The 12,645-nt window shown below is 72.2% G+C and carries 5 protein-coding genes; 3 read left to right on the forward strand and 2 right to left on the reverse strand.

Annotated elements, in window-relative coordinates; genetic code table 11:
• Positions 1–351: 351 nt before the first annotated feature.
• Together OEB96_RS27445 and OEB96_RS27450 are read right to left on the reverse strand one after the other, a co-directional pair.
• The gene (locus tag OEB96_RS27445) at positions 352–6,261 is read right to left on the reverse strand and encodes a translocation/assembly module TamB domain-containing protein (RefSeq protein ID WP_266219720.1); all 5,910 of its coding nucleotides are present in this window, start codon (positions 6,259–6,261) and stop codon (positions 352–354) included.
• 70 nt (positions 6,262–6,331) lie between these two features.
• Positions 6,332–8,599: a M28 family peptidase gene (locus OEB96_RS27450; RefSeq protein ID WP_266219721.1), complete on the reverse strand. Its 2,268-nt coding sequence runs from the start codon at positions 8,597–8,599 to the stop codon at positions 6,332–6,334.
• Positions 8,600–8,742: 143 nt separating this feature from the next.
• Between OEB96_RS27450 and OEB96_RS27455 the strand changes: the two genes are divergently transcribed.
• The 3 genes from OEB96_RS27455 to OEB96_RS27465 all read left to right on the forward strand — a co-directional run bounded on the left by OEB96_RS27455 (position 8,743) and on the right by OEB96_RS27465 (position 12,616).
• Positions 8,743–9,477, forward strand: coding sequence for an RNA polymerase sigma factor (locus tag OEB96_RS27455; protein ID WP_266219722.1), 735 nt, complete (start codon positions 8,743–8,745; stop codon positions 9,475–9,477).
• Positions 9,474–10,394, forward strand: coding sequence for a hypothetical protein (locus tag OEB96_RS27460; protein WP_266219723.1), 921 nt, complete (start codon positions 9,474–9,476; stop codon positions 10,392–10,394). The genes OEB96_RS27455 and OEB96_RS27460 overlap by 4 nt, the downstream gene beginning before the upstream one ends.
• A gap of 89 nt (positions 10,395–10,483) precedes the next feature.
• Positions 10,484–12,616 carry a caspase family protein gene (locus tag OEB96_RS27465; RefSeq protein WP_266219724.1) on the forward strand — a complete coding sequence of 711 codons (2,133 nt, stop codon included), beginning with the start codon at positions 10,484–10,486 and terminating at the stop codon, positions 12,614–12,616.
• Positions 12,617–12,645: the final 29 nt, after the last annotated feature.

The following is a 12,645-nucleotide window of genomic DNA, read 5'->3' on the forward strand; positions in this document are numbered from 1 at the left end:
GCCTCGGGGGGGGCGGGATCGGGGTCGGGGTCGGGATCGGGTGGGTCTGGATCGTCGCCGTCGCCGGGGGCCGGGGGGGCGGGTTCTTCACCGAGGGAGAAGTCGGCGGGATCCCCCGGTGGGGGCGGGGATGGAGGGGCGTCGGGGTCTGGCTCCTCGACCACCGCCTCGTCGGGCGGGGGAGGTGGTGCCGCCGTGGATGGGGTGGGGGCGAGCGCGATCCATAGCAGCAGCGCCAGCAGGCAGGTGAGGCTGGGGTGGTCGATCGAACAGGCTATTCTTGGCGGCCCCTTCGGGAGCGTCGCCTGGCGGCGCCGCAGGGCCTTGCCGGCAGGCTGCGCCTGCCTACGGTTAGCGCAAGCTCGGAATCTCGAAGTCAACGCGAAACTCGACGGTGGTCTGCTGCAGCGGGTCGAAGATGATGCGGTTGTTCAGGTAGGACCGAATGTCGCGCGAGACCTCGAAGATGAGCATGTCGATCGCCTCGAGCTCGAAGGTGAGCTCTCGGCTCTGCTGCAGCAGGAAGCCCGGGTAGCCCCGAGTGTAGTCGAGCCCGGCGGTTCCGTGGGCCCAGTCGAAGTCCAGCCACTCCTGGGGGGTGGTGACCTCCAGCTCGGGCCCGATCTGCCCCAGGCGAAGCTTGATGTCGGGCACGTAGGGGGACAGCCGGGGCGCGGCCTCTTCGATCCGCTTGCCAAAGTCGAACTCGGTCACGTGGCCGACCACCTGCAGCGGCTTGCGGGCGTTGGCCAGACCCCCGCCGCCCGTGCGCTGCACGGCCAGGGTCGAGCTCTGGACGTCGCCCGCACCCAGCACCAGGTAGTCCAGGCAGCCGCGCTGCGTCTCGACCGCACCGCTGGTGTCGCCCTCGGCGATGCACTGCCAGGTGATCGCCTCGGCCGTGCCCCCCAGCAGCAGGTACACCTGGCGCGGCTGGTCGTCGATGTAGACCAGCTCGCGGCGCAGCGCCAGCACGTCGACCTCGGCGTCGGCCAGCTCGCGCAGCAGCGTGACCCGACCACGCTGGATCTCGTAGGTGCCGGTCAAGAACGGAATGTCCACCGTCCCGCCGGGCTCCACGTCGACGCGACCGGTGAACTCGGGCGTGTCGTAGGTGCCGGTCACCTCCACCACGGCATCGGCCTCGACTCCGTGAGCCACGTTGTTCTCGACCCGCAGCGGAGAGCGCGTCTGCACCCGCAGATCGAATTGGAGGTCGCGGATCATCTCGGGCGGCGGCGCCGAGGGCAGCTCCACGTCGTCGGTGAAGCGCAGCATCTCCACCCCCTGCACCGCATCCTGGACGTAGCGCGCTCGATCGACGTCGACCGCCCCCGAGACCACCAGCGGGGTGCCACCCTGGAACGAGATCGCGGGGCTGGTCAGCTCGGCCTCGTACACCGGGCGTCCGCGCTGATCGTAGCCGCGATAGGGGACGTCCTCGAGCTCGAGGAACACGCGGGTCTCCTCCAGGTGGGAGAAATCCGGGGCGAGGTAGGCGGTGCCCCACGCAAAGGCGGTGCCGCGCGGGCCGATCTTGGCGCGCAGCGCATCGCCCTGGCGCTGCTCGGAGCGCGCGCCCTGGATCCCGCCCACGTAGAGGGCCAGCGAGCCGTCGGGCACGGCCGAGGGGCAGTTGCCGCCCCGGCAGCGCGCGACGTCGAGGTGCCCCGCCGTGAGCTCGACGGTGGGCAGCCCGTCGTCGAGCTCGAGCTCCAGCGACGTGCGACCAAAGCGAATCGAGCCCTCGGCGTACTCGAGCGGATCCTCGGCGTCGATCTGCCCGCGAGCCACCACCCGCGACAGCTCCACCCCGCCTCGCTGCGCGATGGTCTCGCCGACCAGCTCGTTGAGGATGCTCGACCCCAGCGTGCCGTCGACGGCCACGCCCCAGTGGCCCTCGCAGGCGCCCCCAAAGGCAAATCCCGTGTGATCGCTGCCCACCGTGCCAAAGCGCAGCGGCTCGCCCATCACCTGGATCTGGCCGTTGGCCAGCAGCCAGTAGTCGTCGATGCGAAGATCGAGATCGCTGACCTCCACGGGAATGCCCCGATCGCCCAGGTCGAGCACCAGACCCTCGCTGCCGCCGCTGCCGTCGTCGGGCAGCGTGACGCGGCCCGACAGGGTGGCCTGAGCCGCCGGGCCCAGCAGGGTGAGATCGACGTCGATCCGCCCCCGAGCGCGGCGCAGCGCATCGGCACCGAGCAGCTCGGCGAGCACCGCCAGATCCACGGCCCCATGGACCTGAGCGCGCGCGGCATCGGGATCCCCGTGTGGATGTCGGGGCCCGTCGGGTCGGGGCCCGTCGGGTCGGGGCCCGTCGGGTCGGGGCCCCACGCGAGGCCCTCGCGGGGCTGGCGGAGGCGTGCAGTCGTTGCGGGCGGTCCGGGTCGGGGCCGGCTCGGAGGGCGACGACAGATCGAGCTGACCGCTGAGCTCGAGCTGAGCGGGATCGGGTCCACCCGTCTGCCAGCGCCATGGGCGATCGAGCACGATGCGGGGCCAGTCGATGGTGGCCTGCAGGCGGTTGTCGAGGTCCCCGATCCGCTCGGGCGCGCACAGGATGGTGGCATCCTGGCAAGGGTCGGTCGTGGTCGGCTCGCGTCCGCCAACCCACGCACGGCCCATCTGCAGCGAGATCTCGAGGCTCTGCTCGTCGCGCGACCCGGGCCGGCAGGCCGAGATCATCGAAGCGTGGGGGTCGCAGGTGATCACGTGGGCACGGAGCTGATCGAGCCGTCCCGTGATCGTGGGCGTGTCGCCGGTCCCGCGCGTGAGCCCCCGCAGCAGGGTCGTCAGCGAGATCCGGTTGAAGCGCACCTCGACCTCGGCGTCGAACGGCGGCACCGAGGCGGACCTGCCCCGGACCCGCGGCACCTCGCCCAGCGCAACCACGGCGTCCACGGTCCACGCGATTCCGCCATCGCCGGTCTCGGGCGTGGCCAGCTCGCCGCCCACGCGTAGCTCGCGGTGGGCAGCCAGGGGACCCTCGGCCGGCATGTCCTCGCTGGTCACCTCGAGCTGTCCGCTGCCGAGCGCAATGCCCTCGGCCGACAGCCCCTGGAGCTGGACCGTACCCGCCACGCTGGGACGGCGCAGCGATCCACGGACGGAGAGCTGGGTGCCGTCGTCGATCCGTCCGCGCACGGGAACGTCGGCGTCGAGCAGGCGTGCCACCAGCCGCAGCGGCACCCCGCGCGCCTCCACGTCGAGATCCAGCTCTGGATCGTCTTGCAGGCCCACCGAGCCGCGCGCCACGATCTCGCCGATCTGCATGGTCTCGTTCGGGGCATGGAACGGGCTCAACGAGCGGTGCACGGGCAGCACCAGCTCGTCGATCACGACCGCCTCGGGTCCCAGCGAGAACTTCACGGTGGCGTTGCGGTAGCGCGTGCCCCCAAAGCGCAGGTCGGGAACGGTGGCCTGCCCTCGGACCTGCAAGCGCGACAGCGGCGTCGCCTCCCCGTCGGCGGTGCCCAGCGAGATCGTGGCGTGGGCCTTGCCGGAGAGACCCTCGCCCACCAAGCTGGCCAGCTCCACCCCATGCAGCTCGATCGTGGCCCGCAGGCGCGGATCGTCGGTCGGACGACCACCCTCGAACAGGGCCACGTCGGCGTCGATCGAGCCGGTGCCCCCGAACAGGTTGGCCGAGGGGGCGTGCACGTGCAGCACGCCGCGGCTCATCGACATCGTGGCGTGGGTGGGCTTGCCCCCCTGCGCACCCACCCCGGCCACGGTGAGGTCGCCCCCCGTGCCGTTGGGCGCCCCGGTCGAGCCCTGCACCGTCATCGCGGCGGTCAGCGAGTCGAAGTAGGGCGGAAGATCGAAGGCGCGAGCGAACGCCTTGCCGTCGTCGACGTGAAGGCGCAGCTGGGTCGAAGCGAGCACCCGCAGCTCGCCGTCGATGCCGCCGGTGACGTCGAGCTCGGTGCCGTCGGTGCGTAGCTCGAGGTCGTCGAGGTCGATGGCGCCGTCGGGCCCGATCGTCACCGTGCCGTCGGCGCGCAGCCGGCGGGGGTAGCCATCGACCGCGGGCCCGCGATCGCGAACCACCCGCACGTCGGCCAGACGCAGCTCGGCCAGCAACAGCGACGTCTCGTCCTCGGTCGGCGCGACCGGTGCATCGGCGGTGGGCTCGGGCCGCAGCTCGGGGGGCAGGGGACCGAGCACCAGCTGGTGCAGATCGACGCGCCCGGTGGCCTGCCCCGCGAGCGTGGCCGCCAGCTCCGGATCGTCGGGGCTGAGCTGCGCGGGGTCGATGCCATCGAGGGCCAGCGGCGCGGCGATGAGGAAGGGCTCGCCCTCCTCGGGGAACACGACCAGGGCGCCATCGTCGTCTCCACCGGGCCCTTGGTTGTCGAGCGCAAAGTCGCCGTCGAGGGCCGCGCCGCGAAAGGTATCGAAGTGCGCCACCAGCCGGCGGCTGTCGTCGGGGAAGCGATCGATCCAGCGCTCGGGCACCGGGCCGTTCTCGATCGTCACCGAGAGCTGCACGTCGTCGAACGTCCATGCGGGCTCGCCCAGCAGATCGAGCGAGAGCCCCTCGGCGGCGAGGTGGTAGCGCGGCTCGGACATCGGCCCCTCCACGCGGGCCCACACCACGCCGTCCTCGGCCGCGATCGTCCCCGATGCCAGCCCCAGCTGCAGCTCGAGGTGCCCGGCCAGCTCGTGCGGCTCGGTGGATCCGGCCTGCAGCTGGACGGTGGCGGCCTCGCCCCAGGTCACACTGGCATCGAGCGGCAGCGGCTCGATCGCGCCGGGCAGCCGGGTGAACGCGTCGGCCAACACGCCCTGGAGCTGCAGCGGCGAGCCCGCGGCGATGCCCTCGCCCGCGAACCGCACGTCGCCCAGCGGGGCGTCGTCGGTGCCGCAGGCGAGCTGGGTCAGCTGCATGTCCGTGAACGGCACCTCGATGTCGTCGAGCGTGAAGGACCCGTGGGACGCCAGCGCGTCCATGTCGAAGCGCAGCGGCAGCTTCAGCCCCTGCCCCTGCGCCGGGGTGGGGGCGTCGAAGCGCAGCGTGAAAGTGAGATCGCGAAGCTCGGTGGCCACCCGCCAGCCCTCGATGCCGTGCAGGAAGTCCACGTCGAGGGTGCTGCGCGCGAGGTGGGCCTGGTCGATGCGAAAGCTGATCCCACGCTGATCGGGATCGGAGGGCTCGACGGGTACGAAGGCATCGAGCAGGCTCATCAGGGTCTTGGTGGTGCCGTCGTCGTTGGTGTCGTCGTACTCGCGCACCACGAACCACGAGTCGTCGTCCGAGCGCACGTCGGTGAAGTGCAGCACCCAGGGGATCTCGATGGGCTCGGGCACCCCCAGACGATTCCAGGGGATCACCTCGTGCAGCACGAGCTCGGCCTCGAGGTGGCGCGCCCACGCCGTGCGCCGCTTGGGCTCGCCTCCGTAGCTCTTGTAGGCCTCCCACACCGAGACGTCCTCGACCACCACGTGGGTGGGCTGCCCCGTCACCAGATCGAGGATGAGCGGCAGCTCCCAGTGGATCTTGGCCATCCGCAGGTCGCCCTCGACCAGGCCGCTGACGTTGTCGCTGACGAACTCGCCGAGGCGCTCGTCGTTGAAGAACAGGTACGCGCCCAAGTAGGTGGCGCACAGCAGGGTGACCACCATGGAGAGCAAGCGCAGCGGCAGCTTGACCAGGAAGAAGGTGGCCAGCGGATAGCGCCGCACCTGGGGCAGCGCCGAGGCGGCGAACAGCAGGAACTGCGGGTGCAGGGCGGTGAGCAGCCGCGGGTGAGCGAGCGCCTCGTTGACGAGGGCCTCGCGGAATTGATCGAGGCCTCGCTGCTCCTTGATCGCCTCGCCGACCAGCGACGATCCCGGATCGGGCAGCGCCCAGTCGCCGTCGAGGCGAGCCTGGACCAGGCGGCGGGCGTCGGGATCCACCCGCGACAACGCGCGCTGGACCAGCACCGGGCGCACGTGCGGCGGTCGGACGCGCGGCGGAGGATAGCGCCACCGCAGGCGACGGTCGCGGGCCAGCGCATCGCGCTGGGCCAGGGTTCGGACCAGGCGTCGCAGCGCCCGACGCAGCACCCGCGGCCGCTCGCGCACGCGACCGAGCACGCGCTTGCGATCGAGCTCCTGGTAGGCCTCGAACACGATCGCGAGGTTGGGCCCCTCCGGATAGAGGAAGCGGTGCCGCGGCGATGCGCACCACCGCTCGACCACGTCGCGCCCATCGGCGAGGAGATCGAGCTCGAGCTGGGCGTCGCCGACGCCGGTGGGGGCGCGTTCGGGCACGTTTCACCGCGAGGGTAGCAGGGGCCGGTCGACCGGCCCACGCATTCCAGGGCGGGCCAGGGCCCGCTGGTCACAAGGTGGCACGCGTGCCGATGCAGCCCTGGTCCCCCCACTGGATCGTCACCGCGCCCGCCTGGTCGCGCGCGGTGGCCAGGGCCTGCGCCGACTCGGCAAGCCCACCCTCGCAATCGATCACGGTGGCCTCGAGGGGCTTCGGGCCGTGGATCTCGAGGTCGAGGATCCACCCGTGCGCGGGCAGCCCGAACACCATCACGCGGCCCATGGGGCCGCTGGCGGTGGCGAGCGGTCGTCCCTCGACCCATACCCCCGCCAGCCGCTCGGGAGGCAGGAGCACCACCGCTTGGTCGGCCCCTCGGGACGACCGCAGGCGCGCGCGGACCCGCCGGATCTCGCCCGCGGCTCCGCCCTCGATCCCACGATCCACCAAGTCGAGACGAGGGGGCGGTGCGGTGCCCGGAGCTGCGGGTCCCGCATGCACGCGTCGGCCGGTCCAGGGCAGCGCGGCCGTGGGCTCCTCGGCCAATGATCCTGCCTCGCGGATGGCGGTGGGCAGCCCGTCCAGGGCCAGCGCGGCCACCATGGCCGAGCCGGTGGCGCGGTCGTCGTAGTGGACCAGGGCGATGCGTCGGGGGTGATCCTCGTCGTGGATCGGAACCAGGCATGCGACGACGGTGGCGATCGCTGCGGTAGCGAAGGCCGCACGCGCCCATCCCCGGGCCTCGCGGGCGGGCACCAGCGCCGGGAGCAGGGCGGTGGTGCTCACTGCGATCGGAGCGGCCACCACCGCGGCCACGCCCAGGCCGAACACGTCCTCGAGCGCCAGCGCCAGCGTGGCCCACATCGCCGTCATGAGGACGCCGGCCAGCTGCAGCCCGGTCGGCTCGTGGCGCGGCCCTCCGAGCACGGCAACCGCCATGCCGGCCACCGCGGGCACGAGCGGCAGGCAGAGCACCACCGACGCACCCGGCACCTGCACGGCCAGTCCGATCGCGGCCAGAGCCCACGTCAGCCAGACTCCGAATCCGAGCTCGAGGGCGCTGGCCCAGCGCGACAGTCCCTTGGCCAGCCAGAGCGCCACCCCCACCGCGATCGACCAGAGCGCCACGCGAAGGGCCAAGGGAGACGCGTAGGCGGGCACGGGCTCGCCCACGATCCCGCTCACCAACCGCGCCAGCCCGAACGCGAGCGCCACCGTCAGCACCACCGTGCCGAGCACCGCCACCATCCCCAGGACCGCGCGCCGCGGCGCGAGGCGACCGCGCTGCCTCGCGACCACGCCGAGCCCCAGCAGCAGCACCACGGGGAGCACCGCCATGGGGATCGCCCCCCCCTCGGGCCAGCGCACCACGCAAAGGCCCAGCACGTCGGCATAGATCGCATCGCTCGCCGCGGGACGGGGCAGGGGAGCGCTGGCCAGCGCTCGCGTGGCCGCGAGCACGTTGTCGCCCTGGTGCTGCACGCTGCCCGGGTTCAGGTGCGCGAGATCGTCGAGCGGCGTGTGGTAGTGCGCCACGCCGCCCACGAAGCCGAAGTTCAGCCCGCCGTGGCCCGCCGCCTTGAACACCGTCAGGTCGGTGTCGTTGGGCATGCGGCGATAGACCTCGTAGGCCAGCGAGGTCGCCTGGGGACGGGGGGCGTGCGAGAGGTAGGCGCCCACCAGCTCGGCATTGCCCTCGCTGGTCTCGAACATCGACGAGAGCCCCGAGCTACCGCGGGCCTCGATGTTGATCACGACCGCGACGTCGTGCACCGCGGGGTGCTGCTCCACGAACGCGGTCGCGCCCAGCAGCCCGACCTCCTCACCCTCGTCGAACAACAGCCACACCGGGTGCTCGAGCGCGGCGCTCGCTCCGAGCGCGCGCGCCACCTCGAGCATCACCGCGGCGCCATGGAGGTCGTCGCCGACCCCGGGCCCGGCGTGCACCGAGTCGTAGTGGCTGACCAGCAGCACCGCCGGCCCTCCCTCGTGAGCACCGGGAACCCGGGCGAGGAGGTTGACCACCGGCGCGCACACGATCCTTCGGCACGAGATCGCGGTCTGTCGCTCCACCGGAAGGCCCAGCGCGCGCAGCTCGGTCTCGATGCGATCTCGCACCGCGGCGTTGGCCGTGGTCCCCACCCCGTGCGGGGCACCATCGCCCACGATCCGCTCGAGCATCGCGTGGGCGCGCATCGCCGAGAACTCGGTGGCCGGGGCATCGGTGGGGGCGGGGTCGGGAGGCCGCTGGCGCAGCGCCGCGAAGCCGACCACGAGCACCAGCAGCAGCAGGGTCCACCCGGGCGAGCCCGCGCGAGCGGGGGGAGCAGAGGCGTCCATCGCCACGCCACGGTACACCCGCGGTGCGGGATCGGCGAATGTCGAAAGCCTCGTGATTCCAATGGGTTGATCGGGGCCGATCGAAAACGTCAACCCAAGCCCGATCGAGCGGGATAGTAGGCCCTCGGAAGAGAGCCACCCCCGTGTCCGAGCCCACGACCCATGCCGATGCCACGGCCCCCAACGGGTGGCCCTGGGCCTTGCTTCGCGGGTTTCGCGAGGGGCGCCGCGAGGCGCTCTCGGAGGTCTACCACCGGCATGCCGACGAGGTCACCAAGCAGCTGCGCTACGGCTTTGCGTTCCAGGCGGCGGGCCGGCACCACCGGTTCGTGGGCTGCCGCTCCGCGTTCGAGCTGCACGACGCCTTGCACGAGACCTTCCGCCGCGCATTCGAGCCGGTGGCGCGCGAGCGCTACGACGGGCTGCGCCCCTATGGACCCTACCTTCGGGCCATCGCGCGCAACGTGGTGCTGCGCGGCTTTCGGGCGCGCGAGGTGCAATTCCCCGAGGTTCGGGCCGACGGGGAGAGCACGGCCGGTCCCATCGAGATCGTCGACGAGGGCAGCGCGACCCCCGAGCAGCACGTGGGCCGGGCGGAGGTCCGCGCGGTGGTCGGGCGCTTCTTGCAGACCCTGCCCCCCGACGATCGCCGCCTGCTCGAGGTGCGCTTCGTCGAGGGCAAGTCGCAGCGCGACGCGGCCGAGGTCCTGGGCCTGGGTCGCCAGCAGATCCGCGGACGCGAGGCCAAGCTGCGCCAGCAGATGCTCCGATTCCTGCGGGCCGAGGGCGAGGAAGGGCTGGTCGCCGCGGGGCTGTCGCTGCCGCTGCCGTTGCTGGGACCCTCGTTGCTCGAGCTGCTCGGGGAGGTGATGCGATGAAGTGGAGCGATGCCCGCCTCGATCGCCTCATCGAGCGCGAGCTGTGCGAGGGGCTGCCGCCTCGCACGCGGGCGCGGCTGCACGAGCGGCTGCGCCGCGATGCTCGGGCGCGTGCGCGCTACGATCGCGCCGTCGATGCGGTGCGGGTGTTCGAGGGCGACGTGGACGTGGCGCCGACCGAGCTGGCCGTGGTGCAGCGGTGGCTCGACGACGGATGGATGCAGGGCGACGCGACCGCCGAGCGGACCCTTGCGCGGCGTGCCTGGCCCGCGCTCATGACCGCGCTCGCGGCCGCGCTGGTGGTGCTGCTCGTGCGACCGCTGGGTGACTCGGCCGCGCTGCGTCCCTGGACCGACGACGACGGCTGGCAGGCGCGTGGCCCCGGAGCCCGTCGCGGGCTCGCGCTCGAGGTGCTGTGCACGGCCGACGACGCCGCGGCCGACGCGGCCCCGGTACGCGCGCGCGCGTGCGAGCTGTCCGACCTGATGGGGCTGGCGTATCGCATGCCCGAGGGGATGCCCGGCGAGCTGTCCGTGTTCGGCATCGATGCCCAGGGCGACGTGATGTTCTACCTGCCCACGCCCGTCGACCCGTCGGGGATCACCGTCGATCCCGGTCGCTGGCGTGCGTCGTCGGTGAGCGTGCGGCTGGCCGTCAACCACGCCGCCGGCCCGCTGCGGATCTACGGGGTGGTCGCTCCCCGTGTTGCCACGGTCGACGAGATCCGGGCCTTCGCCGCAGCGCTCGCGTCTCGAGCTCCGGCGGAGCCTGGCGATCCGTCCTGGATCGATCGCGTCTCGTCTGGATCCGGACCCGGATCCGGACCCGAGGCCCTCGCCGGGCTCTGCCCCGAGCCCTCGTCCTGCCACGCCGCCGAGCTGGTGCTCACCCTTCGTTCATCCCGAGGCACGCCATGACCCCGCGTCACCGTCGTCGTTCCCGACTCGCTCGAGCCCTTGCCGCGTGTTCGCTCCTCGTGGGGCTCGGTGGGGCTGCGGCTGCACCGTTGGCCCATGCGGCCCCGCCGTCCTCCTCTGCATCGCCGGCGGCCGAGGCCAGGGCCGAGCCGCAGCGCTTCGGCCTGGTCGTGGGCAGCAACCACTCCCTCGATCCCAGCCAGGCCGCGCTGCGCTTTGCCGACGACGACGCCGCGCGCATGGCCGAGCTGCTCACCGAGGTGGGCGTGGACGTGGAGCTCGTCACGCACCTCGATCGCGACAGCCAGGCGATGTTCCCCACGCTGGTCGGCCGTGCCCACCGCCCCGACGGCGCCGGCCTCGACGACGCCTACGCCGATCTGCTCGAGCGCATGCGCAAGGCCAAGCAGGCCGGACGGCGGGTGGAGCTGCTCATCTACTACTCGGGCCACGGCGACGTGGGGCCCGACGGGCAGGGCTACCTCACCCTCGACGGAGACAAGCTCACGCGCGCGCGGCTGTTCGGCGATCTGCTGTCGCGATCGCCGGCCGACCACAACCACGTGGTGATCGACGCCTGCCGCAGCGAGCAGTTCGTGCTCTCGCGTGGGGGCGAGACCAAAGCCGGCTCCGAGGCGTCGGCGAGCAAGGAGTGGAAGCCCGATCGCGCCGAGGTGGATCTCGGCCGCTCGGTCCAGGAGTACCTCGACCGGCACCACCTCGGCGGGTTCCCCAACACCGGGGTCGTGCTCGCGCACTCGGCCGATCAGCAGACCCACGAGTGGGATCGCTATCGCGGTGGGATCTTCACCCACGAGCTGCTCAGCGGCTTGCGTGGCGGTGCCGATCTGAACGGCGACGGTCACATCGAGTACAGCGAGCTCGGGGCGTTCGTGTCGGCGGCCAACCATGGCGTCGAGGATCCGCGGGCGCGGCTCGAGGTGGTGGTGCGACCTCCGGCCGACGACGAGCGCCACCCCGTGCTGTCCCACGGGGATCTCGACGATCAGCGCGTGCTGCTGTTCGGGCCCGGCGATCGGCACCACTACACGGTGGAGGACGCTCGCGGCGTTCGCCTGGCCGACGTCCGCCGCAGCGGCGAGCAGCCCGGCTACCTGCGCCTGCCGCCCGGCGACGTGTTCGTGGGCCGCAGCACCTCGCCGCAGGATCGTCAGGAGGCCCAGATCCCCGCGGGCCAGCAAGGCGTGATGGTGGCCTATGGGCTGTCCTACGTCGACGCGCCGTCGGCTGCTCGCGGCTCGCTCGATCAGGCGTTTCGGCGCGGGCTGTTCTCCACGCCGTTCGGGCCCGGCTACTACCACGGCTACACCTCGCGCAATGGGCTGCTGGCGGTGGCCGATGCCTCGTGGCAGGGACCGGCCGAGGGCACGGCCACCACGCCCGTGGCCAGGCCGCTCGAAGGGCCCGAGGGCACCGCGCCGGGAACGACCGATGGCAAGTCGCGCGTGGTGATCGACGAGGCCACCGGGACCATCACCACCGACGATGGGACGGTCGTGATCGCGCGGTCCGAGGACGACGAGGATGACGAGGACGACGACGGGCCCGGGCGGTGGAGGGGCTCGCGTCCGTGGGGTGGCGTGTTCCTCGGGGTGCCGATCACCCCGTTCTCGCCGCGCGGTGGCTTCTCTCCCAGCAAGGAACGGCTCACCGCCAACGACATGGAGGCCTGCCTGGTGCCGCGGTCGGGGGAGGCGTGCCAGCAGGTGCGGGGCCTGGATCTGCGCTGGCAGTTGTTCGACGTGCGTCACAAGGCCCGGTTCCCTCGCACGCTCGGGTTCTTCCGCAGCGGCTACGAAGCGGGGCGGACCACGTTCGAGCGCAGCGATGGGTTCACGTCTGGCGATGCGACTCGGCTGACCTACGTGGCGGTGCCATTGTGGGTGGGCGGCAACCTCTATCTGTTCGACTCGTTCCCGCTGCGGCCGTACGCGGGGCTGGGCTTCGGGCTCGATGTGATCCGGCTCGACTATGATCGCTTCGATGCATCGCGCCTGGTCGACACCGTGGTGCGCCCGGGGTTCGAACTCCACGCCGGCCTCGAGCTGCGGATCACCAACTACGTGTCGCTGACCGGGGAGATCAAGCAGCAGTGGAGCGCGCGCAAGAAGATCGCCGGCGTGCCCGACCTGGCGAACGAAGGGGTGACGATCATCACCGGCGTGGCGATCGGGTTTCCGCTGCGGCCGGGAGATCGGTGAGGGGGGCGGGGGCTCGCAGGGTGGGGGGA

Origin of the sequence: Paraliomyxa miuraensis, from assembly GCF_026337845.1 — a bacterium.
Classification (GTDB): Bacteria; Myxococcota_A; Polyangia; order Nannocystales; family Nannocystaceae; genus Paraliomyxa; species Paraliomyxa miuraensis.

Coding starts and splice junctions, on each gene's coding strand:
- OEB96_RS27460 (WP_266219723.1), top strand. CDS start 9,474: ATGAAGTGGAGCGATGCCCGCCTCGATCGCCTCATCGAGCGCGAGCTG.
- OEB96_RS27450 (WP_266219721.1), bottom strand. CDS start 8,599: ATGGACGCCTCTGCTCCCCCCGCTCGCGCGGGCTCGCCCGGGTGGACC.